This window comes from Campylobacter sp. VBCF_06 NA8, assembly GCF_027737825.1.
Lineage (GTDB): Bacteria > Campylobacterota > Campylobacteria > Campylobacterales > Campylobacteraceae > Campylobacter_B.
Map to the genome: position 1 here is coordinate 33,684 of NZ_JAOVUB010000007.1, position 23,126 is coordinate 56,809.

Consider the following 23,126-nt stretch of genomic DNA (forward strand, 5'->3'; position numbering starts at 1 on the left):
GTGGGCACCTTGCCCACCATAATGTTACCAAAATTTTCGCTAGGCAACTTGCCACACTACAACTAAAATTTCGGCGCAGTATCCAAGATTGCCTCAGCATGGAATTTCAAAAGCGGTTGCGAAAACCAAAAGCAGTTTTCACAACCGAAATTTTAAAATTTTAATACGAATAAACTAATCCATATTTTTCAGTGATTTTTTTCAACTCGCCGTTTGCCTTCATTTCGGCGATTACTTTATTTACGAAGCTTTGCAAATCGCCCTTGTTTTGCGACATCAAAGCCCCGATTTCATCGCGCGTAAATGGACTTTCTAGCAGCGGAGCGGCTAGTTTAGGGTTGTTTGCCACATAATACGGCGCCTCAGTAGTCTCTGTGATCATCACATCGGCTGCGCCTTTTGCGATTTGCGCTGGGATCTCGGCGTTTTTCTTATGGACGATGATTTTAGCGTTTTTGAAATTTGCCCTCGCGAATTTCTCGTTCGTTCCGCCCGGGTTTATCATCACGCGAACGCCCTTTTTATCGATACTCTCTAAGCTTGTGAATTTCGCTGCGTCGCCTTTTCGGCACAAAATCGTCTTACCGCTAGCAAGGTAGCCATCGCTCATTAGCATAGTTTTTTTGCGTGTTTCGTTAATCGTAATGCCGGTAGTAGCGATATCGAAGCGCTCTGCCATAGTATCATCGCTCAGGCTCGGCCAGCTAGTAGCGACGAACTCAGGTTCCACGCCAAGACGCTCGGCGATAGCTTTTGCGATATCGATGTCAAATCCCCATAGTGTGCCGTTTTGCTCGCGCACACTTAGCGGTTTATAATCCCCAGTAGCGCCCACTAGGATAGTTCCGCGAGATTTGATTTGATCTAGCGTAGGTTGGTTTAACGCGGGTTGATTACTCGCACAACCAGCGAGCAAAAACAAAAACGAAAGCCCTAAAAAAAGTGTTTTGAAATACTTTTTCATGCAATTCCTTTCTAAAAAAAATTTGAAATTTTAATTTAATTTTTGAAATTTACCCTCGCCGACCTCGTAAATTTTGGTATCAAACCTAAGGCCGTTATCGTAAAATTCCTCGCTAAATGCCCGTTCATAGCGGTTTAAAGCGAAATTTGAATAAAAATAGTCAAACCCGCTAAGCGCGCTGTATGCAATCCACTCGTAGCGCAAATCCACGCCAAGGCTAAGCGCGCGATGAAGAAGCGAGTTTGAAACCGGCGAAATGGAGTTTGCAAGGTAAAATTTCCCACCAATCGCGCTTGGAAGCGCACCGATAATCTCGCCGTCAAAGCCCACTTGCGTAGCAAGCAGGTTTTGCGTGTTTAGCTTTTTGTGCGAAATTTCGCCGATTACGGAGAGTATTTTAGAACTAGGCAAATTTAGGATAAAATTCGCATTTTGTGGCAGTTCGCCCTCAAAATCAAAAACCGCATTTCGGTTGCTTTTAATCGTGTAAAACTCCTCGATATTGCGACTATCAAACGCCATATCGTTTAGCACCTGCGACAGCGCGCTCTCATCGCCGATAGCGTATAAATTTTCAGCGAAGCGCCCCAGCAGATACTGCATTTGCTCGCTGTAATCAATACCGCCAAAATATATATTATTCGACACGAACCCACTTAAATTTTGATTTAGCGTCGGCACAAAAACCATACTACTATACTGCGAGTTTTCATCTACGATATCCACGCCAGATCTATTTAAGGGAGCGATTATTAGGGCGACATTATCGCGCTCCATAGCTTCAAGTGCCGCTATAATGCCCTCCTCGCTCTCATTTCCTATGTAATAAAAGCGCAAATTTGCCTGCAAATTTTTCTCGCTCACAAATGCCAAAAGCGCATTTGCAATGCTATCGGCGCGCGAGCCAAGGATATTTTGCGCCATTAAAACACCCACTTTAAAGCCCGAATTTTGCGAATTTTCAATCGTCGCACTCATCGCATTTGCCACGAGATTATACACCTCGCCTTTCTCGCTGTCTGGATCCCAGAGTGTGTATCCCTCATCTAGGCTTTTTTGGATAAAATCCTCGCCCTCAAACAAAATCTGGGTGCTAGAATTTTCATCATCGCTTATCGTAAAATTTAGATCTTTTAGCGAAATATTTTCGTCATCGTGCGCCAAGCAAAAAACAGCGATTAAAAGCGCAAAAATCGCTCTCACAAAAATTCCTTTATCTTGCGCAAATCATCGTGAAAAAGTGGAATTTGGCTTGGGTTTTGGCTTAGGAAATTTAGATCAAATGTCGGTATAAAGGTAATCCCGCCCTCGCGAAATGGCGTGCCGTGAATCAACCTGATATCTGGGAGGTTGTTGTTTTTAAGCAAAATTTTAGCGCACAGCTCGCCAAGGCATAGCACGACTTTGGGGCGAATTATTTTAATCTCGTCGATAGCGTAGGGAGCGCATTTAAGTATGATTTCAGAGGTGAGTTTTTTATTTAAATTTAGGGCGCATTTTATCAGATACGACGCGTAAATTTCGCCGATTTCCAAACCGCAAAGCTCCTTCAAACTAACCCTAAATTTCTCGCCCAAATTCCCGCTAAATGGCTCACCGCTCTCATCTTCTGCGTGCGTTGGGCACTGAGAGATTACCATTATTTTGGCGTTCTTATCGCCATAAGGCACCATGGCGTGGGTGCGTGTTTTGGATAGTTCGCACAGCGCGCAATTTTGCACGCTATGCGAAAGGCTATCAATATCGCTAAAAAATCTCTCGCCACTAGCAAGGATTCCAGCGTCGATATACCTGTAACCAAACGCCTTATAGCAAAGCAATCTATGAAGTTTCGAGCCCTGCATTAATTCATTTTCCTTGCGACAAAGCCACGATCAAACCCGGCTAAATCTTTGTAAAATTCAAAGGCAAATCCATGCTCGCTTAGCGTTTCTTGCATGCTTTGCTTTTGGTCATACCCCATTTCGCAAAGCAGATATTTCGTGCGATTTTCGCTTAAAAAGATTAGTTTTTTTAGCTTCTCATCGCCCTTCTCGCCGCCGATTAGCGCCAAATTTGGCTCTTTTAGCACCCGCTCATCGAGCTTATACGAGGAGGCGATATATGGCGGATTTGATACGACGATATCGAAATCCCCCTGCACCCCGCTTAGGTATTCACAATGCACAAATTCAATATCCACGCCCAAATTTTGGGCGTTTTTGCGCGCTACTTCAAGCGCACTTTCGCTGATATCAGTGGCGGTAATTTGCGCGTCTGGGAAAAATTTTTTAAGGCAAATCGAGATTATCCCGCTTCCAGTGCCGACCTCGCAAATGCGCGGAGTTTTGAAAAGATGAGCCACGCTAAAAGCTTTATCGACCAAAATTTCAGTCTCGAAGCGCGGTATTAGCACCCGCTCATCGACGAAAAACTCAAAATCGAAAAATTTGCACTTATTTGTGATGTATTCAAGTGGCACGCCAGAAGCGTAAATTTCGACACTTTGGCGAAATTTTTCCTCATTTCGCATAGCGTGGTTAAAGAGCATTACAAACTCTTCGTTGCTTAAATTTTCGCTAAATTTCAAAAGCTCCCTTGAAACATACCTAGAATTTGTCCTGCCGTGCGCCCATTTTAACGCCTCGAAAATTTTCATTCTAGCTCCTTGATACGCTCATACAGGCTCGGGTGCGAGTGGTAAATCGCGCTGTAAAGCGGGTGAGAAATCGGAAAAGTTTTGTTTTCGCTACCAAGTTTTTTAAGTGCGCTAATCATATCATTTTTACTCGCATTATCTGCGCCGAACCTGTCTGCGCCAAACTCGTGCATACGGCTAAATTTCGACATTACTGGCTCCAAAAAACTCTGCAAAATCGGCAAAAACAGCATGATAAAAATCAGCGTCGCACCGCCGTCGCGCACCAAATTTAGCGCGTCAAAAACCCCTTTTGTAGCCAGATTTCCAAACACGCCAAAAATCACAATCAGCATAAACGCCCCAAGCGCGATATTTTTGAGTATGTCGCCGTGTTTGAAATGCCCTAGTTCATGCCCCAAAACTGCCAAAATTTCGCTCTGGCTTAGCTTTTTTATCAGCGTGTCAAAAAGCACGACCTTTTTGCTCGCCCCAAGTCCGCCAAAATACGCATTTAAGCGATTATCGCGCTTGCCTGCGTCGATGACGAAAACCCCACTACTTTTAAAGCCACATTTGCCTAGCAAAATCTCGATTTGCGATTTTAATTCACCCTCAGCTAGTGGCGACATTTTGTTAAACAGCGGCGCGATGAGTGTAGGATAAATCAAATTTATCAGCAAAATCAGCCCAAACGAAAAGCCAAACCCATACACCCACCAAAACTGCCCCAAATTTTGCACGCAAAAAACTAGCGCAAAAACCACTAAAAAGCCAAAAATTAGCGTTAGCGCAAGGGCTTTTAGCTTATCAGCGATGAAAATTTTAGGCGTGATTGTGGAAAATCCTAATTTTTTGTCTTTGACAAAAGTGGCGTAAATTTCAAACGGCAAATCAATCACCCCGCCAAGTATAATGAAAGCCAAAACAAAAACGCTTTGGATAAAGATACTCGCGCCGCCCTCCAAATTTGCGCCGCCCACTCCAAATTTAGCATAGATAAATTCCTGCAACGCACCCGCACCATAACAAATCCAAAAAATCGCGACCAAAAGCCCAAACGCAAGGCTAAAAATTTCAAATTTCAGATTTGTAATGCTAACAATTCCAGCCTTTTGATAGTCTGCTTCGCTTAAAATCACGGCTGGTTTTTTGGCGTTTTCCTTGATGAAATTTAGCTGTAAAAGGGCTAATGAAATTTTATAAATCGTGTAAATTATATAAATGATTATCAAAAAATAAAGCATAAATTTTCCTATTTTAAATTTTCAGCCAGCGAGAGCACCTCGAAATATTCGTTTTCCATTTGATTTAGTGCGCCCTTTTTCTCTTCGAGCTCTTCAAAAAGCGGTTGAAGCCCGATTTGCTGGTAAATTTCAGGGGTCGAAAGCGCATGATTTAGCTCCTTAATGCGAGCTTCAAGCTCTTCGATTTTGGCTGGGTATTCTTCTAAAATTTTATTTTGTTTATAACTAAGTTTAGTCGTGGCGGTTTTTTCTTTTTTATTTTCTTTGATTTCGGGCGCAGTATTTCCCACGCTAGAAGCGACTTCGCTTTCATAAATTTCAAGGTCTTTTATCTCGTCTTCATACTCCAAATACTCGCTGTATGGTATGTAAATCTGCTCGATTTTGCCCTTTTCAAACGCCCAGAGCTTGTTTGTGATTTTGTCGATGAAATATCTATCGTGGCTTACAATGATGACAGCCCCCTCAAAACTTAGCAAATAATCTTCCAAAATGTTGATTGTAGCGATATCCAAATCGTTCGTCGGCTCGTCTAAAATAAGGCAGTCGTATTGCTCGGTAAAAAGCTTGGCAAGGGCGACGCGGTTTTTCTCGCCACCACTTAGCACGCTGACTGGTTTATCCAAAAATTCTTTTGGGAATAAGAAATTTTTAAGATAGCCATAAACATGCATATAATGTCCGCGCACCATAATGTGATCACCACCATTTGGGCAAAAAATCTCAATCAAACTCTTATCGCCTGAAATTTCAGACCTAGCCTGATCAAAATAGCCGATTTTAATATCGCCCCTTTTGATCTCGCCCCCGTCAATGCGGGTTTTACCAATCAGCATTTTTATTAGTGTGGATTTACCTGCGCCGTTTGCGCCGACTATGCCAATCCTTTCCCCTTGTAAAACCCTAGCCGAAAAGCCCTTAAAAAGGTCTTTTCCATTTAAAATTTTACTTACATTTTTGCACTCGAAAAGCATTTTTTTGCGGTTCTCGCCACCTGTGCCATTAAAACTCTTACTAGCCCTTTCAAGCTCCAATTTCACGCGCCTTATCACGCCCGGATTTTTTTTGGCTTCTTCTCTCATGGCTAGCACGCGGGCTTTGCGACCCTCGTCGCGTTTGAGCCTAGCTTTTACGCCACGATGAAGCCACTCTTCTTCGTATTTTAGCTGTTTTAAAAGCGTTTCGTGGGATTTTTGCAAGCTAGCTAAAATTTCTTGTTTGCGCCTTAGATAGTTTTCGTATCCGCCATCAAAAAAGCTTAGTTTGCCCTCCTCTATCTCGATACTTCTGGTCGCAAGTTTGTCGATGAAATAGCGATCGTGCGAGATGAAAAGTATGGTTTGCTTCGAATTTAAAAGCATATCCTCCAAAAATCTCACCATATAGACATCAAGGTGGTTTGTCGGCTCATCAAGTAGCAAAATATCTGGCTTTTTAAGCACTAGCGCACCAAGTGCCACGCGGCGAATTTCGCCCCCACTTAGCGTGCAAGCCGAGCGGTTTTCGTAAATTTTAAGCCCAAAATGCTCCAAAATTCGCTCGATTTTATTGTCGATATTCCAGCCGTCTTTGGCGTCGATAAATTTATTTAGCTCATTTTGGCGGGTTAGAAGTGCTTCGTTTTGGGGGTCGTTTGAGATTTGTTCTAAAATTTGGTTGTATTCATCAATGGCATCGTAAATTTCTTTGAGTTCGCGTTTTAGGGCGTCTTTGACAGAGAGATTATCGTCAAATTTCGGGCTTTGTTCTAGCATTTGGATATTTATGCCATTTTGCGTGATTACCCTACCGCCGTCGATTTCATACTCACCAGCGATGATTTTCATCAGCGTAGATTTTCCGCCGCCATTTTTGCCGATGATTGCTACTCTCTCGCCAGAGCTCAGGCTGAAATTCACGCCGTCAAGGACAGTGTTTGAACCGAATTTTTTAACTACATCAATCAAATCAACTAATGCCAAAATTTGCCTTTATAGATAAAATTTGTCGATTGTAGTAAAAAAAATATTAAATTTGAATAATTTCTAAATTTAATCTATGAATTTTTCGCTAAAATGCACCTCTTATTTTAAAAAAAGAGAATTAATGAAGGAAATTTCACTAACAAAACTAAGCCTAGCAATCTATGCAGATATGTTTTTGCGCCTAGTTACCGCGCTGATTAACACCTACATGATAAGCCTTGTCGATGTCAGGCTCGTAGGCGCGTTGGGCGCTGGCAATCAGGTATTTTTGCTTTTTATCACGGTTTTTGGGTTTTTGGCTGTGGGTTGCTCGGTCGTGGTCGCCCAAGCTCTGGGGGCAAGGAATAAAATTTTAGCCCTGCGCGCAATACATACTAGCATTACCTTTAACGCCCTAATCGGCGGACTTAGCGGGGTTTTTGTATTTTCGTGCGCCACGCTTTTGCTCCGTGCCTTACAAGTGCCAAGCGAACTTCTCGCTGATAGCACGATTTATCTAAAAATCATTAGCATTGTCTTTGCAATCGACGCTGTGGCGATAGTTTTTAGCGCGATAATCCGCGTGTATGGCTATGCAAACTACATAATCATCATCTCTGTAACGATGAATATCATCACACTAGTGGGAAATTTTATCGCACTCTTCCAACCCTTTGGACTGCCATTTTATGGGCTTTTTGGCGTGGGAATTAGCACGATTATCGGGCGGATTGTGGGCGTGATACTTTTCGCGCTAATTGCCGTAAAAATCATAAAACTAAAATTTTATTTTTCAATGTTTTTGAAAATAAAATTTGAAATTTTACGCAAAATTTTATCCGTAGGACTGCCGAGCGCTGGGGAAAATCTGCTTTGGATCACGCAATATCTAGTCGCTTTTGCCTTTGTGGCGAGTATGGGCGAGGCAAGTCTTACGGTGCAGACGATTTATTTTCAGATTTCAAGCTTTATTTTCTTTGGCGGAAGTGCCATTAGCATGGCAAACGAGGTCATCGTAGGCCGCCTAGTGGGCGCAAAAGAGCCAGAGCGCGCGTATTCGCACACCTTTCACGCGCTAAAAATCGGTCTAATCGTCACGGCGTTTTTCATCGCGGTCGTATTTTTCGCGCGCGAGCTAATCATGAGCGCGCTAAATCTAGGCGAAACGCACAAAGAAATCATGCGGCCGCTGTTTTATCTAACGATAATCTTAGAGCTTGGGCGCACATTTAATATCGTTTTCGTAAATGCTCTACGCGCCAGCGGCGATGCGAGATTTCCGTTTTTAATGGGGTTAATCTTTATGTGGGGTGTGTCGCTTCCGGTGGGGTATTTTTTAGGCATTTCGCTTGGAATCGGGATTTTGGGCGTTTGGATTGGGTTTTTGTGCGATGAGTGGCTCAGAGGCGGGGCGAATACTTGGCGGTGGATTAGCAAAAAATGGCAGAGCAAACGATTAGTCTAAATTTGGGCGAATTTTGCGTTTTGGCTAGTTTCAAGCGCGTCAAATACGCCAGAATTCGCATTAGCCCTGATTGCGCCGTGCGCGCTAGCGTGCCGTGGTTTTGGAGCGTGGAGCGAGCCAGAGAATTTATCGCCTCGCATGAAATTTGGATTAAAAAAACCTTAGAAAAATACGAAAATTTGGCGTTAAAAGAAAATGAGAGTGAAATTTTAGGGCAAATTTATGAGCTGAAATTTGGCGAGAAATTCGCGGATTTGTGGAATACTGCGCCGAAATTTAGTGCGCAAAATTTTAGTGGTGGCGATACTGCGCCGAAATTTTGTGAGAGTGGCGCGAGTGATAGTGCGCTAAAATTTGACGCAAATTTTATAAGTGATACTGCGCCTAGCGCCACGCCAAACACGAACTCCACGAACGCCCAGTCCGCCACGCCAGCCACGCCAGCCACGCCAGCCACGCCAAACGAAATTTTGGCGCAAAATTTGGCGAAATTTAACGGCAAAATCGCCGTTTTGGAGAGTAAAATTTACTGCGTAAGCGAGATAGAATTTGCGAAATTTAAGAAATTTTTGGCGTTAAATTTATACAAAGATTTGATTAAACTCTATTTGCCGTTCGTGCAAAAGAGTGTCAATCGCCTAGTCGTGCGCGATATGAAAACTCGCTGGGGCAGCTGCAACAGCGCGAAGGGCTACATAAATTTGTCGCTAAAATTGGTCGAAAAAGATTTGCGCTTTGTCCATTATGTCGTGCTTCACGAGCTAACTCACCTCATCTACGCCCACCACAGGCGCGAATTTTACGACTTCATAGCTGGGATTATGCCTGATTTCAAAGAGCGAATTAAGCTGGTGAAAAATAGATAATTTGCACCCCTGTTGTCATTGCGAGCGTAGCGAAGCAATCCAGGGAAATTCACTAATCTCTGATTTGTCATTGCGAGCTTTCGTAGAAAGCGAAGCAATCTACGCGTGCAAAATTAGAAAATTTTTATAGCTTCAATACCTTTTATATCTGTATCTAAATTTATATGAAAAAGTGAAAGAAAATATTCTTTTAACAAATCATGGTCTTTTTGATTAAAAAAGCAAATTGTTGCACCAGCGGTAACAAATCTTATATCGTCAATCCAACCTATATCAATTACAAATTTTTGCGAATATTTCCAAAAATTCGTAAGATTTTTATTAGATTTTCTATAAACAAACATACGAAATAAAATATCATATATGACCGCTAAAAATGAAACAAATATAAAAATAAAAATAATTTCTGCATCTAATGTAAATAAAAAAATTCCTATCAATATAAAGCCAAAAATATTTTTAAGCCTATTTATTTGATATAAAAACGATGAAAATTCTTTATTTCCCAACAAGCTGTAAATTTTGCGTATTTGTAAATCATTATCATAATATATTGCTTTCATGTCAGATGTTAGTGAGACATAGCGTTCTTTTGAATTTATAGTTATCATATAGGAGATAGTTAAAAATCCTACAAAAATAAAACATAAAATAAAAATTTTTTTTATCAATTCATCAAATTCGCCAAATTCAATATGACTTTGTATTGCCGAAATGAAAAGAAAAGCAATAAAGAAAAATATTAAATTTAAAACACCGTGTAATTTTATTCCTTTGCTATAATCACGCAAAATCAACGGCTCTTTATCGTAATCCCTCAAATTCTTATTTTTATTAAAAATATCGTTTTTAAAATTTCTGTTTTCCAAATTCAATCCTTTTTATAAAATCTCGGTCAGTATCTGTGATACTAAAATTTTTAAATTCACAAATTTAAACTTACTTCTGAATTTTGAAATTCAAGCAACTAGTAAAATTTAAATTTGCATTTTTCATCATCTCTCCCTCACTCACACTTCTTACTCTGCTCTGCGATTAAGCCAAGCTTTTTAAGTGTGAAATTTGATTTTAGTATGTGAGCTTGTAGCTCTGATTTTGCTTCTATGGTAGCAATTAGCGAATTTATCGCTTCAATTTTATTACTAAAATTTCGCAATGACACGAAATTTGCATTTTGGAATTTTAAAGTCGTAGATTGCCACGAATTTTTGCTTCGCATTTCTCGCAATGACAGATTTAGCAAAATTTGCACTTTGATTACCGCGCAACGGCAAATCGGCGCAGGGTTCATAGGTTCGCGCCAAGCGCGCCTTGCAAAGGCAAAACCACCCTCACTCGTCTTTTTTGCACTCTTGCGGGTTGTTGCAGCCGCAGCCCTCGCATTTGTTGCAGGAATTTTTGTTTTTCGCAAAGCTTCTTGCTGCCAAAAACAAAAGCCCGCCAAGCACCACTAAAACCGCGATTGTTCCGATATTTTGTGTTAAAGTTTGCATATCAAATTTTCTCTTTATAAGGTTTTGCTAGCATTAAAATTATCAGCGCAGCGCACGCACACGCCACGAAAAACCACACTCCCGCGCCTTGCGCGCCACTAAAAAATCTGCCAAATTGATAAATCATAAGCGCGACCGCGTAAGAAAACAGCGTCTGATACACAAGCGCAAACGCCGTCCAGCGCGCACTTCTCATCTCTTTTGCGATTGTCGCCATTGCCGCTATGCAAGGCGCGCAAAGCAGGTTAAAAGCCAAAAACGCATATCCACTAAGCGTGTCAAGCCCCGAAAAATCGAGTATCCCAAAGACCGCCACGACCTCTTCTTTGGCTACTAAGCCCATAAGCGTAGCGATTGCAGACTTCGCGTCGCCAAAGCCCAGTGGCGCAAACACAGGCGCCACAAACGCGCCGATTTTGCCGATAAAGCTATCGTTTAAATCAAGCTCTATGTCAAAGACAAAGCCCCCCTCCGCGAAGCCAAACCTCGATCCGCACCAAATCAGCACCGATGAGATGAAAATTATCGTTCCGGCGTTTTTGATAAACGAGCTCACACGCTCTTTGACGCTTCGGTAAATGTTTTTGAGGGTTGGCATGTGATATGGCGGAAGCTCCAAGACAAAAGGCGCAGGTTTGCCCGCAAACATCGGCGTTTTTTTGAGCATTAGCCCAGAAATCACAATCGCGCAAATCCCTAGAAAATACGCACTAGGTGCCACCCACCACACTCCGCCAAAAAGCGCAGCGGAAATGAGCGCAATCATCGGCATTTTCGCCGAACACGGCATAAATGTGGTCGTCATAATGCCCATTTTGCGGTCTTTTTCGCTCTCTATCGTGCGCGTGGCTAGCACGCCAGGCACGCCACAGCCCGTGCCGATTAGCATAGGGATAAAAGACTTGCCACTAAGCCCAAATTTACGAAATGCGCGGTCTAAGACAAAAGCCACGCGCGTCATATATCCGCACGCCTCCAAAAACGCTAAAAAGATAAAAAGCACCGCCATTTGTGGCACGAAGCCAAGCACCGCTCCAACCCCACTAATAACGCCGTCGATAATGAGGCTTTTTAGCCACTGCGCGCAGTTTATGCGCTCCAAAAACTCGTCCATTACCACAGGCAAACCGCGCAGATACAGCCCATACTCGCTAGGATTTGGTAAAATTTCGGCCTCTAAATTCGCACTAGCTAGTGAAATTTGCTCTTTTAAATTTTCGTTTGAAATTTGCGAAATTTCACCGCTTAGTGCGTCAAAATTTTCGCTAAATGCGCCAAAATCGCCTTCATTGCAAGCGGTTTTGAGATTTTCGCTAACTGCGCTAAATTCAGGATTTATCATATCTAGTGCGCCCACAAATTCGCTCGTGCAAATTTTGCTTTGCAAATGCTCGCTAAGAGCTTGCTCGTATTTTTCGCCACTTCCCACGAAAAATCCGTCGCCAAAAATCCCGTCATTTACGGTGTCCGTCATCAGCCCGCCCACGCCTGTAACCGAAGTGTAATACACGATAAACATAATCACCGCAAAAATTGGCAAAGCGAAAATTCTATGCGTCAAAACCTTGTCAATATTTTCGCTGGCATTGGCGACAAAATCTGTGTTTTTGATAAAACAGGCGTCTTTTACACGCGCGATATAGTTGTATCGCTCGTTTGCGATAATCCCCACGCTATCGTCATCTAGCTCGGTTTCACAGGATTTGATTTTTTCCTCGATTAGGCTAAATTTGGCTTTTTCGATTTTTAGCTCTTTTAGCACGCTCTCATCGCGCTCAAAAATTTTAACCGCATACCACCTATCGCCCTTTTCGCCCTTTAAAACAGCGTCTTCGATATGCGCTAGCGCGTGTTCGGCTGGGCCACAAAAATCGTGTTTTGGGTGCGGGGCAGGGTTTTTGCTAGCCTCGATTGCTAGCTCCACGCATAAATTCGTGCCGATATTTTTAAGCGCAGAAATCTCCACGCACGGCGCGCCAAGGGTTTTGCTAAGAAGTTTTAAATCAATTTTATCGCCTCTTTTGCGCAAAATATCGGTCATATTCACAGCGATCACCATTGGAATTTCAAGCTCCAAAAGTTGCGTGCTAAGGTATAAATTTCGCTCTAAATTCGTGCCGTCGATGATATTTAAAATCACATCTGGATTTTCATGCAATAAATAATTGCGCGCCACAATCTCTTCTGGCGTGTATGGCGAGAGCGAGTAAATGCCCGGCAAATCGGTGATTATGATATTTTCTTTGCCGATTAAACAGCCCTCTTTTTTCTCGACCGTTACGCCCGGCCAGTTGCCCACAAAGGCATTTGCGCCAGTTAGGGCGTTAAAAAATGTCGTTTTGCCACAATTTGGGTTTCCTACAAGTGCGATTTTTATCATTTTTACTCATTAAATTTGCAAATTTTATAAATTTTCGACCTCTATCAATGACGCGTCGGCCTTGCGTAGTGAGAGCTCGTATCCTCTCACGCCTAGCTCCAAAGGATCGCCTAAGGGGGCTGCTTTTTTTAGCTTTATCTCAATGCCTTTTGTAATCCCCATATCCATAATCCGACGCCTCAAAGCGCCGTCTCCGTGGATTTTGACCACCTTGACACTTGCGCCGATTTTTACCTCGTTTAGCCTTTGCATAAATTCTCCATAAATTTCATTATTTAAAGAAATTTTTGATTTTGCTTAAAATTCCCTCGTCATTTTCGCCAAAGCTAGCTTGCAATTCGCGCAAAAGCTCGGTTTGTTTGTCGTTTAGTTTCTTTGGAGTTTGGACGCTGATTTGCACGATTAAATCGCCTTTTTGCTTCGTTCTGATATTTGGCGCGCCCTCACCGGGAATTACAAATCTATCTTTGTCTTTGCTTCCTACTTTTAATTTTAACTCAGTCTTGCCCTCAGGGGTTGGCACTTCGATACTCTCGCCCAAAATCGCTTGGGTGAAAAACACAGGCACTTCGATATATAAATCATCGCCGTCGCGCTCGAAATGGCTATCAGCGCGCACCCTTACTAGCACATACACATCGCCGACCTCGCCTGTTTTAGAGACATTTCCCTTACCAGCTAGACGAATTCTTTGTCCATCATCAATGCCAGCTGGTATGTCAAATTTGACGCTGATTTCCTCCTCGATACATGCCTTGCCACCGCAATCTTTGCATTTTTCTTTTATGCTCTCTCCACTTCCACCACACGCGCTACAAGTCTGAATAAAGCTCATATATCCGCGTCTTGCCATAATCCGCCCAGAACCACCGCATGTTTGGCAGGTGTGTTTTTTCTTGTCTTTTGAGCCTGTTGCGTCGCAGGTAGGGCATGGCTTTTTGATTTTGTATTTGACATCTTTATGCACGCCGCGTAGAGCTTCTTTAAATTCCAAAGTAACGGCTAATTCTGTATCTATGCCATACGGATCGACACTTCGTTTGGCTCTGCTACCGCCTCCGCCAAAGGCTTGCTCGAAAAAGTCGCTAAACATCGAACCAAACCCAAAGGCATCTCCTGCGTTGCCACCACCGCCAAATCCGCCAGATAAGCCCTCTTTGCCGTATCTATCATACATTTTGCGTTTTTCTTCATCGCCTAGGACTTGGTAAGCTTCGTTTATTTTCTTAAACTGCTCTTCGCTCTCTTTGTTGCCTTGGTTGCGGTCTGGGTGGTGCTGCAAGGCTAGTTTGCGAAATGCCTTTTTTATCGTTTCAGCGTCCGCGTCGCGCGCCACGCCTAAAATATCATAATAATCTTCTTCCATTATCTCTCCTAAACTAAAAAGGCTCAATTTTATCTAAATTTGCTAAAATGCAAGTTAAGATTTAACTATTTTACAATATAATGCAAAATTTCAAAATTTTTATAAAGGACGCGTCATGGTAAATGTGCTTATGATCGAAGACGATAGCGAATTTGCTACTTTGCTAAGTGAATATTTGGCTAAATTTAATATCAATGTTACAAACTACGAAGACCCATATATCGGACTAAGTGCCGGAATCAAAAACTATGATTTGCTAATTTTGGATTTAACTCTTCCTGGCATGGACGGACTGGAAGTGTGCAAAGAAATCCGCGAAAAATATGATATTCCAATCATCATTAGCTCGGCCAGATCTGATGTCAGCGACAAGGTCGTGGGTCTGCAAATCGGAGCAGATGATTATCTGCCTAAACCTTACGATCCAAAGGAAATGCACGCACGAATTATGAGCCTAATTCGCCGCTATAAAAAAACAATCGAAAAAGAAGAAACCGTCGCTGATAGCGTATTTCGCATAGATGAAAAACGCCATGAAATTTACTTTGGCGAAGAGGCACTCGTGCTAACTCCGGCTGAATATGAAATTTTAGAATATCTCATCAAACAACACAGCTTTTCAGTTTCTCGCGAGCAGCTAGTCTATCACTGCAAGAGCCTAAAAGACAAAGACTCAAAGAGCCTTGATGTCATCATCGGTCGCCTTCGCACCAAAATTGGAGACAACTCAAAATCACCAAAACATATTTTTTCAGTTCGCGGAATCGGATATAAGCTCATCGGATGAAGCACTCTTTAATCACGAAAATTACGATATTTTTCGTAACTGCGATAATTTTGGTTTGCGTGCTGTTTATCACATTTGGGCGAATTCAAATGAACAAAGCCCTAGGTAGCATGCAAGCAAACCAAATCAACGCCGTAAATTACCTGCTAGAATCCTACAAACGAAACAACCCGCCACAAGATATCGAAAGCTATTTTTCAAATTTTGGCTTGGAGCTTGTCAAGGATAAAAATTTAGTCCAAAATGTCCTAATTTCAGGCAAAAAATACTTCGCGCAAGAAACTGCCATAGGCGAGATTAGCTCGATCGAGTATAACAACACTCTGTTTTTAAATATCAAAAACAACTCAATGGTCGTGGTTTTTGAGAGCATTGGCACCAAAAATTTAAACGATCCGCTCTGGGTGGGATTTTTGATTACTATTGTGGTTTTGTTTTCGCTGTATCTCTCGATTTTACGCAGTTTTGCCCCACTAAAAAAGCTTAGCAAAAACATAAAACAATTTTCCTTAGGAAATTTAGAAATAGATTTAAAACAAATTCGCAGAGAGGACGAAATCGGCCAAGTAGCGCATGAATTTAACAACGCGATTATTAAAATTCAAGAGCTTATCCGCTCTCGACAGCTGTTTTTACGCACCATAATGCACGAGCTAAAAACCCCGATTGGCAAAGGCAGACTAATCACTGAAATGCTCGATGACGAGACGCAAAAGACGCGCCTTGTGGCTGTTTTTGAGCGGCTTGAAATTTTGATTAATGAATTTGCAAAAATCGAGCAACTACTATCGAAAAGCTACACGCTAAATTACCAAAAATACCATTTCAGCCTGATTTTAGAGCAGGTTCGCGATATGTCAATGCTAGATAAATGGGATAGCTTAGTTGCCGAAAATATCGAAGATGACGCCATTATCAATGTCGATTTTGGGCTTTTTGCCTTGGCGATTAAAAATTTAATCGACAATGGCCTAAAATATTCCAGCGATCACCATGTCAGCGTGATTTGCGACGAGAATAAAATCAGCGTAGCCAACCACGGAGCCGCGCTCGAAAAATCCTTCGAGCACTACAAACAAGCCTTTATTCGTAACAAAAACGAAAAGGCCACTGGCATGGGGCTTGGGCTGTATATCATAGATAAAATTTGCGAACTTCACAAATTTAGTTTTACTTATAATTATTCAGATAATACACATTATTTTTCTATAATTTTCAACAATCCAGGCAGTAAAAAATGAGTGCAAATGATAAATTTGAAGAGCTAGTTGCTAGCTTCGAAAAGCTCCCGGGCGTGGGCAAAAAGTCGGCTTTGCGTTTTGCGTATTATGTCAGCGTGCAAAACTCAACCCTCGGGCTAAATTTAGCTCACAATATCGAAGAAGCTGTGCGGGGACTAAAAAAATGTGAAATTTGCGGTGCGATTTGCGAGGACGAGATCTGCGAATACTGCGCCGATGAGGAGCGAGAGAGCGAGAAAATCGCCATTGTAGAAAGCCCGAAAGATATTTTTATCTTTGAGAGTAATAAAATTTTTAATGGCAAATATTTTGTCTTAGAAGACGCTAGCGAAGAAATCATCGACAAACTTCGCGCCATGATAGTCCAAAATGGCGCAAATGAGCTGATTTTTGCGCTAACGCCTAGTATAAATTCAGACGGGATTATGCTCTATGTCGAGGATAAACTCTCTGATTTAAATTTGCGTTTTAGCAAGCTTGCCCAAGGCGTGCCAACTGGCGTAAGTTTGGATAATATAGATATGCTTTCGCTTATGAAGGCAATCAACGGGCGCACGAATATATAAATTTAAAAGGAAAAATAGTGAAAAAGGTTCATTTCATAGGCATTGGCGGTATCGGAATCAGCGCACTGGCTAGATTTTTGCAGGAGCGAAACTACACGATTTCAGGCTCTGATATTTCAGAAAGCCCCACTACGATAAAACTACGCGAAAGCGGTATGGATATCAACACCCCACACAGCGCAGAGGCGATAAAAGATCAAGAGGTCGTTGTGTATTCAGCCGCCATCAAAGAGGATAATGTCGAGCTAGTAGAAGCCAAAAGACGCGGTATCAAATGCCTATCGCGCAAAGAAGCCCTGCCTTATGTGCTAAAAGACAAGCATGTATTTGCCGTGGCTGGGGCGCATGGCAAAAGCACCACGAGCGCGATTGCCTCATCGCTGATAAATGGCTCGGTTATCATCGGCGCGATTAGTAAGCAGTTTGGCTCAAATATGAAATACGAAAACAGCGAAAATATCATTTTTGAAGCCGACGAGAGCGATTCTAGCTTTCTTAACTCCAACCCCTATGTCGCCGTGGTAACCAACGCTGAGCCAGAGCACATGGATCATTATGATAATGATTTAGACAAATTTCACGCCGCATATCGCGGATTTTTAGAAAGGGCTAAAATTCGCGTTATCAACGCCGAGGACGAATTTTTAGGCTCGTTAAATTTAAGCGCGATTAAACTCTACCCTTCGCGCGATATCACGGATCTAAAAATGGTTTTACGCGATAATCAACCCTATCTTAGCTTCAATCTCAAAGAGCTTGGCAGATTCGAGGTTTTTGGGATTGGCGAGCATATTGCAATCGACGCATCGCTTGCAATTTTAGCCGCTGCGTGCGAGACGGGGCTAGAAAACATACGCCAAAATTTATTAAACTACAAAGGCATTAAAAAGCGTTTCGACATACTCTGCGCTAATCCAAATTTCGTCCTAATCGACGACTATGGTCATCACCCCACAGAGATCGCCGCTACGCTAAAAAGCGCGAAAGAATACGCCGCCTTGCTAGGCATTAGCAAGATTACGGCGATTTTCCAGCCACACAGATACAGCAGGTTAAAGGCAAATTTAGCCGGGTTTAAAGAGTGCTTTGGAGAAGGCGTAGATTTGGTGATTTTGCCCGTGTATGCAGCCGGCGAGAACCCAAACGGCGTGGATTTAAAAGAGGAATTTAAAGCTCTTAATCCGCTTTTTGCCGAGAGAGTATTTAGAAACGGCGAAAAGATCGAATTCAGCGATATTTTTGGCGTGCGCCATATCATCAATGACGGCCTAGTAATCGGCTTTGGCGCAGGCGATATCACATATCAGTTGCGTGGCGAATTTTAAGGAAAAGTTGTGCGATTTTTGATTTTTATTTTTGCTTTTTTATTCATAGTGGCGATTTTTTTCGTGGATAATAAAATTTTAAATGCAAAATTTAAAATTTTGCTTACTGCGATTATTTTATGCGTGGGAGGTAGCGCCTATTTTTACGAAAATTTTAGCGCAAATTTTGCTAAAAATTCCCAGCAAATCGTAAATGCCTTTAACGCTGGAAAAAGCGTGAAATGCCGTGGCGAGAGCGTGGAGAGCGCGCATTTTACCTACTCGTTTTCGCTAAATTCCTTCATCGCCAAAAAAGACGCCCCACACCCATACAACGGCAAAATTTACGAGATTAAAGAGTGCGAATTATGAACATAGACGAGCTGTTTAAAAAACTCGATTTAAGCGAGTATTTGGCGAAATTTAACTCATATTTGGCGCGCGAAAAACCACTATTTTTGCACGGCGATAGCAAGATAAATTTCGAAAAAATAAATGAATTCGCTAAATTTGACATAAATCCTTGCGAAACTATCGCAAATCTCGATGACGCGCTAATGCGCCTTGGCAAACACGCCGTGCTTCACATAAGCGAAATTTACGAATTTAGCAAGATTATCCGATATTTTTTGTATCTAAAAAGGCAAAATTTCGAAGGAAAACTGCGCGCGTATCTCGATAAAATCGAAATTCCAGATAGCATAAAAGCCATAAAAGACTATTTTGACGAAAACGGCGCCTTCAAAGACAGCGTCGATGAGCGTTTCATCGCGCTAAATGAGGCTTACAAAATCAAGCGCGAAGAGATTAATCAAACCCTAAAAAAGTTAATCTACACAAAATCCATTTCGCCCTACCTAGCCGACACGCAGATTCACTATATCAACGACAGCGAGACGCTTTTGGTGCGAGGCGGATTTAACCACGCGCTAAAAGGCGCAGTTTTGGGGCGCTCAGCCAATGGGTATTTTTATGTCGCACCCGATGCTGTAACCGCGCTCAAATCGGCTCAAAGTGCGATTTTAGATAAAAAAGAAGAAATCATTTTCGAGCATTGTAAAATAATTAGTTCAAATTTCACCAAAAATTTGCCGTTTTTGAAATTTATAAACTTAGCTTTCGATGAGATTGACGGACTTATCGCAAGAGCGCAAATGATGAGAGCCAATGACTACGAAATCGTGCTAGCTGATAGCTCAAAAGATATAGTAATTAGCGAATTTGCCCACCCTGCGCTAAAAAATCCTAAAAAAATCAGCGTGGAATTTAGGGGCAAAATTTTGCTGATTACTGGCGTAAATGCCGGCGGAAAGTCAATGCTTTTAAAAAGCATAATGAGTGCGTGCTTGCTAGGCAAATACCTACTTCCAATGCGAATTTGCGCCCAAAAGAGCAAGATTGGCTCGTTTAAAGAATTTGAGCTAATCATGGAAGATCCGCAAAATGCCAAAAACGATATCTCCACATTTGCTGGGCGTATGGTCGCATTTAGCAAGCTTTTTGGGCGCAAAGATATGATTGTAGGCGTCGATGAAATCGAGCTTGGAACTGATTTCGAGGAGGCTGCGAGCCTGTATAGTGCGATGATAGAGCGCCTCATGCAAAACGATATCAAAATGGTCATCACCACCCACCACAAACGCCTCGCAATGCTTTTGGCAAAAGACGCCAATGTCGAACTAATCGCCGCGCTATATGATGAGAAAAACAGCGTCCCAAAATACGAATTTTTAAAGGGAATTATCGGCAAATCATACGCTTTTGAGACAGCACTACGATATGGCATAGCGCAAAATTTAGTCGCAGCTGCGCGCCAAAATTACGGCGAAAATAAAGAGAATTTAAACGAAGCAATCTCAAAAGCGATAAATTTAGAGCTAGAATTAAAGCAAAAACTAATCGCCACCGAGCAAAAAGAGCGCAAACTAGACGCCCTAACCGCCACACTAAAAGAGCAAAAAGAAAACGCACAAAACGAGCTAGCTGCCACGATTTCTAGGCTAGAAAACGAGTATTACCACGCTATAAACGAGGCCAAACGCACAGTTAGACTAAATGATACCAAAGAAAAGCAACGCGCTATAAACCACGCAAACGAGCTAGTTAAGGCGATTTCTAAACCTGAGATAAGTGTGAGCGAGCCTGTGGATTTCAAGGTCGGCGATCGCGTAAAATACGGCAAAATCAAGGGCGAAATCGTAAGCCTAAACAAAACTATGGCGATGATTGAAAGCGACGAAATAAGGCTTCGTGTGCCACGCGATATGCTAAAACTAAGCGGAAATCAACCAGCCCCAGCGCCAAATAAAATCAGCATAAAGGTCGAAAAACCGCGCGAAGCCTCGCTCGTGCTAGATTTGCACGGACTGCGCGCCGATGAGGCGATAACGCGCCTTGATAAATTCATCAGCCAAAGCCTCGTAATGGGCTTTGACGAGGTTATCGTAAAGCATGGAATCGGCACTGGCAAACTAGCCTACGCCGTAAAAGAGTTTCTCAAATCACACCCAAGCGTGAAAGATTTCCGCGACGGAGCCCCGAATGAAGGGGGTTTTGGAAGCAAGGTCGTCAAACTCTAAAATTTGCGTGAAATTTCAAAATTTAGTGTGAAATTTTTGCTTTTATGATATTTGGTATCAGTTAAATTTAATCTACAATCCACTATAATAATATCAAATATCAAAATATAAAAGGTTAGCGATGAAAAATTTCACACCAAATAGCGAAATTTTCGGCTTTGCTGGAAACAAAGATTTCGTGCCAGATATTTTTAAAGAATTTTGCAAAGAGCAAGTTTGCCAAATTTTTTTGACGCTGTATAACGCAAATCTTGGTAGTGCTTATCAAATCCCGCATAAATTTAGCCGTAATTGCACCAAAATTCGTCAAATTTTTGATAAATTTATCAAATTTTCACTCGCCAAAAACAGCCTAAATTTCAAAAAAACAACCAAATTTTGCCTTACTTCAAATTTAATCATTTACTCATTTTTACAGGGCAAAAAGGCTCCACTTTGCGCGAGCTTGCCAAAACTCAAAGTCGCCAAAATCATCGCCCTACTCCAAAACAACGGCGAATTTGGCATTAATTTCGACGCTTCAAGCGGATTTAAAAATTTCGTGTTTGACAAAATTTCATACAAAAACAAAAACTGCCAAATCTCGCTAAATGGCGAGGTTATCGTCATACAAAAGGGCGAATTTCGTCTTGGAATTTTGCCCTTTTTTAGGCAGGTTGGCGACGCAAACGGCGCAGGTATTCAAAGCGACATCGCCCTTGCAATCTCGCAAAATTCGCACCTAAATCTAGACACGCTATATCTCGTCTATCCTAGAAGCGAGCATTTTCGCCGTCATATCGAGGTCAAATCCCACTCTTTCGCGCCGGATTTCACTCTCAAACTCGTCCCTTACAGCATAAATAATAAAATTTTTTTGAAAGGATAAAATATGGTAGGAATTATTTTTGGTAGCTCTATGGGCAACACAGAGGACGCCGCAAAGGCGATTTCAGCACAACTTGGCATAGAAAATGAGGTCGTAAATGTCGCCGATATCGCCCCTAGCGAGCTTGGCAAATACAGCTCGCTCATCGTAGGAAGCTCGACTTGGAACGACGGCGAATTGCAGGACGATTGGGCGAGCTTCGATTTTAGCGCTCTTGAAGTTACGGGCAAAACCGTGGCGATCTTTGGCATGGGCGATAGCGCTAGCTACTCGGACGCCTACTGCAACGCAATGGCGGAATTATACGAAAATTTCGTCGCAAAAGGCGCCGTAATCGTGGGCGCGGTGAGCACTGAGGGGTATGAGTTTGACGCTAGCAACGCCGTAAAAGATGGCAAATTCGTAGGCCTTGCCCTAGATAACGACAACCAAAGCGATTTGACGGATTCTAGAATTAGCGCATGGGTGGAGCAAATAAAGCCAAATTTGGCGTAAATTTATCTGGTTTGTGGGATACTGCGCCGCGAAATTTTAAAATTTTGCGCGCCTTTTTAAATACTGCGCCGCGAAATTTAGTGGCGCAATTTTAATCAAAGTGGCGAAATCTCGCCACTTTTAGCTTTAAATTTTAAAATTTATTTTGTGTAAAATCCCAAAATTTCGCAAATGTAAATTCTATGAAAATCCTTGTTAGAGTACCACATTTCAGGCTCTTGCGAGCTTACGAAATTCTCTTCTTTAAAATACGAAGTGTAGAGTTTTTTGCATTTTAGTATCAAATTTGCCTCTTCAAAACCGATTAAATCCCGCTCTAACAAAACCGATTTTAACCCGCAGTTTGTAGCCTTATCCTCGTCTTTTCCACTGATTTTGCCACAATACGCCAGAGCCTTTTTGTGTCCAGGCTCAAAAAACGAAAGGCTCATAAGCTCGCCTTTTTCGCTGAATTTGAAGGTGTGGCGTTGCGGGCGGATGTAAATGTGCGCCACTGGCTTTTCCCAAAGATAGCCAAATCCGCCCCATGAAGCGGTCATTGTGTTGTAGTGTGGGTATTTTTCGCTAGTGCCGCTGCTAACTAGCATCCACTCTTTTCCTATGCTACTAAACGGCTTTAAAACGCTATCTAAGGCTTTTATATCTGGCTCGTTAAATTTGAAACTCATAAAATTTCCTTTTTTAAAATTCGCCGAATTTTACCTGTTTTTTGTTTAAATTTGCAAAAATACTGACTTTAAATTTTAAATTCGTAGATTGCCACGGCGACTGCGTCGCCTCGCAATGACAATGGAAAGCATAAAAATTTAAATTTTAAATTTTAAATTCGCTTTTAAATTTTACTGGATTGCTTCGAAAACTTCGTTTTCTCGCAATGACACATTTTTTGTCATTGCTAACTTTCGTAGAAAGCGAAGTTAATCTACGAGTTTAAAATTTCAAAGG

Annotated in this window: 23 protein-coding genes; 10 read left to right on the forward strand and 13 right to left on the reverse strand. The window is 42.0% G+C overall.

Annotated features, from left to right (window positions below; all coding sequences use genetic code 11):
* Nucleotides 1-160: 160 nt before the first annotated feature.
* The 6 genes from OFO10_RS07925 to abc-f are packed head-to-tail and all read right to left on the reverse strand — an operon-like array spanning nucleotide 161 to nucleotide 6,789.
* On the reverse strand, nucleotides 161-964 hold the full coding sequence (locus tag OFO10_RS07925) for a transporter substrate-binding domain-containing protein (protein ID WP_270866775.1): 804 nt from the start codon (nucleotides 962-964) through the stop codon (nucleotides 161-163).
* Between the two features lie 30 nt (nucleotides 965-994).
* On the reverse strand, nucleotides 995-2,167 hold the full coding sequence (locus OFO10_RS07930) for a hypothetical protein (protein ID WP_270866776.1): 1,173 nt from the start codon (nucleotides 2,165-2,167) through the stop codon (nucleotides 995-997).
* Nucleotides 2,164-2,808, reverse strand: a complete 645-nt coding sequence (locus OFO10_RS07935; RefSeq protein ID WP_270859188.1) for a uracil-DNA glycosylase — start codon at nucleotides 2,806-2,808, stop codon at nucleotides 2,164-2,166. Before OFO10_RS07935 ends, OFO10_RS07930 begins: the two co-directional genes overlap by 4 nt.
* On the reverse strand, nucleotides 2,808-3,602 hold the full coding sequence (gene prmC, locus OFO10_RS07940) for a peptide chain release factor N(5)-glutamine methyltransferase (protein ID WP_270862343.1): 795 nt from the start codon (nucleotides 3,600-3,602) through the stop codon (nucleotides 2,808-2,810). The genes OFO10_RS07935 and prmC overlap by 1 nt, the downstream gene beginning before the upstream one ends.
* Nucleotides 3,599-4,828: a M48 family metallopeptidase gene (locus OFO10_RS07945; protein ID WP_270866777.1), complete on the reverse strand. Its 1,230-nt coding sequence runs from the start codon at nucleotides 4,826-4,828 to the stop codon at nucleotides 3,599-3,601. The genes prmC and OFO10_RS07945 overlap by 4 nt, the downstream gene beginning before the upstream one ends.
* An 8-nt stretch (nucleotides 4,829-4,836) precedes the next feature.
* Nucleotides 4,837-6,789: a ribosomal protection-like ABC-F family protein gene (gene abc-f / locus OFO10_RS07950; RefSeq protein ID WP_270866778.1), complete on the reverse strand. Its 1,953-nt coding sequence runs from the start codon at nucleotides 6,787-6,789 to the stop codon at nucleotides 4,837-4,839.
* Between the two features lie 124 nt (nucleotides 6,790-6,913).
* On the opposite strand from abc-f, the gene OFO10_RS07955 reads away from it, so the two are divergent.
* Nucleotides 6,914-8,236: an MATE family efflux transporter gene (locus tag OFO10_RS07955; RefSeq protein WP_270866779.1), complete on the forward strand. Its 1,323-nt coding sequence runs from the start codon at nucleotides 6,914-6,916 to the stop codon at nucleotides 8,234-8,236.
* A complete protein-coding gene (locus OFO10_RS07960; RefSeq protein ID WP_270866780.1) occupies nucleotides 8,212-9,102 on the forward strand; it encodes a YgjP-like metallopeptidase domain-containing protein in 891 nt (296 codons plus the stop codon). Before OFO10_RS07955 ends, OFO10_RS07960 begins: the two co-directional genes overlap by 25 nt.
* Nucleotides 9,103-9,215: 113 nt before the next feature.
* Here the strand turns inward: OFO10_RS07960 and OFO10_RS07965 are convergent, their stop codons facing one another.
* The 6 genes from OFO10_RS07965 to dnaJ all read right to left on the reverse strand — a co-directional run bounded on the left by OFO10_RS07965 (nucleotide 9,216) and on the right by dnaJ (nucleotide 14,341).
* On the reverse strand, nucleotides 9,216-9,971 hold the full coding sequence (locus tag OFO10_RS07965) for a hypothetical protein (protein WP_270866781.1): 756 nt from the start codon (nucleotides 9,969-9,971) through the stop codon (nucleotides 9,216-9,218).
* Nucleotides 9,972-10,108: 137 nt separating this feature from the next.
* The gene (locus tag OFO10_RS07970) at nucleotides 10,109-10,393 is read right to left on the reverse strand and encodes a hypothetical protein (RefSeq protein ID WP_270866782.1); all 285 of its coding nucleotides are present in this window, start codon (nucleotides 10,391-10,393) and stop codon (nucleotides 10,109-10,111) included.
* A 40-nt stretch (nucleotides 10,394-10,433) separates the two neighbouring features.
* Entirely contained in the window at nucleotides 10,434-10,595 is a 162-nt protein-coding gene (locus OFO10_RS07975) for a FeoB-associated Cys-rich membrane protein (protein ID WP_270859196.1), read from the reverse strand.
* 1 nt (nucleotide 10,596) lies between these two features.
* Nucleotides 10,597-12,975, reverse strand: a complete 2,379-nt coding sequence (gene feoB / locus OFO10_RS07980; protein ID WP_270866783.1) for a ferrous iron transporter B — start codon at nucleotides 12,973-12,975, stop codon at nucleotides 10,597-10,599.
* 24 nt (nucleotides 12,976-12,999) lie between these two features.
* Entirely contained in the window at nucleotides 13,000-13,227 is a 228-nt protein-coding gene (locus OFO10_RS07985; RefSeq protein WP_270859198.1) for a FeoA family protein, read from the reverse strand.
* A 19-nt stretch (nucleotides 13,228-13,246) separates the two neighbouring features.
* Entirely contained in the window at nucleotides 13,247-14,341 is a 1,095-nt protein-coding gene (dnaJ, locus tag OFO10_RS07990) for a molecular chaperone DnaJ (protein ID WP_270866784.1), read from the reverse strand.
* A 115-nt stretch (nucleotides 14,342-14,456) separates the two neighbouring features.
* On the opposite strand from dnaJ, the gene OFO10_RS07995 reads away from it, so the two are divergent.
* The 8 genes from OFO10_RS07995 (at nucleotide 14,457) to fldA (ending at nucleotide 22,181) form a co-directional block, all read left to right on the forward strand.
* The gene (locus tag OFO10_RS07995; protein ID WP_270866785.1) at nucleotides 14,457-15,128 is read left to right on the forward strand and encodes a response regulator transcription factor; all 672 of its coding nucleotides are present in this window, start codon (nucleotides 14,457-14,459) and stop codon (nucleotides 15,126-15,128) included.
* Nucleotides 15,125-16,369 carry an ArsS family sensor histidine kinase gene (locus OFO10_RS08000; RefSeq protein ID WP_270859201.1) on the forward strand — a complete coding sequence of 415 codons (1,245 nt, stop codon included), beginning with the start codon at nucleotides 15,125-15,127 and terminating at the stop codon, nucleotides 16,367-16,369. The genes OFO10_RS07995 and OFO10_RS08000 overlap by 4 nt, the downstream gene beginning before the upstream one ends.
* Nucleotides 16,366-16,935, forward strand: a complete 570-nt coding sequence (recR, locus tag OFO10_RS08005; protein ID WP_270866786.1) for a recombination mediator RecR — start codon at nucleotides 16,366-16,368, stop codon at nucleotides 16,933-16,935. The genes OFO10_RS08000 and recR overlap by 4 nt, the downstream gene beginning before the upstream one ends.
* A gap of 17 nt (nucleotides 16,936-16,952) precedes the next feature.
* Nucleotides 16,953-18,260, forward strand: coding sequence for a UDP-N-acetylmuramate--L-alanine ligase (gene murC, locus OFO10_RS08010; RefSeq protein ID WP_270865497.1), 1,308 nt, complete (start codon nucleotides 16,953-16,955; stop codon nucleotides 18,258-18,260).
* Nucleotides 18,261-18,269: 9 nt separating this feature from the next.
* Nucleotides 18,270-18,611 (forward strand): hypothetical protein, encoded by a 342-nt coding sequence (locus OFO10_RS08015; RefSeq protein ID WP_270859204.1) that lies wholly within the window; start codon nucleotides 18,270-18,272, stop codon nucleotides 18,609-18,611.
* Entirely contained in the window at nucleotides 18,608-20,818 is a 2,211-nt protein-coding gene (locus OFO10_RS08020) for an endonuclease MutS2 (protein WP_270866787.1), read from the forward strand. Before OFO10_RS08015 ends, OFO10_RS08020 begins: the two co-directional genes overlap by 4 nt.
* Before the next feature lie 121 nt (nucleotides 20,819-20,939).
* Nucleotides 20,940-21,686: a hypothetical protein gene (locus OFO10_RS08025; RefSeq protein WP_270866788.1), complete on the forward strand. Its 747-nt coding sequence runs from the start codon at nucleotides 20,940-20,942 to the stop codon at nucleotides 21,684-21,686.
* A 3-nt stretch (nucleotides 21,687-21,689) separates the two neighbouring features.
* Nucleotides 21,690-22,181 (forward strand): flavodoxin FldA, encoded by a 492-nt coding sequence (gene fldA / locus OFO10_RS08030; protein WP_270866789.1) that lies wholly within the window; start codon nucleotides 21,690-21,692, stop codon nucleotides 22,179-22,181.
* A gap of 140 nt (nucleotides 22,182-22,321) precedes the next feature.
* On the opposite strand, the gene OFO10_RS08035 is transcribed toward fldA, so the two are convergent.
* On the reverse strand, nucleotides 22,322-22,849 hold the full coding sequence (locus tag OFO10_RS08035; protein WP_270866790.1) for a hypothetical protein: 528 nt from the start codon (nucleotides 22,847-22,849) through the stop codon (nucleotides 22,322-22,324).
* Between the last annotated feature and the right edge of the window lie 277 nt (nucleotides 22,850-23,126).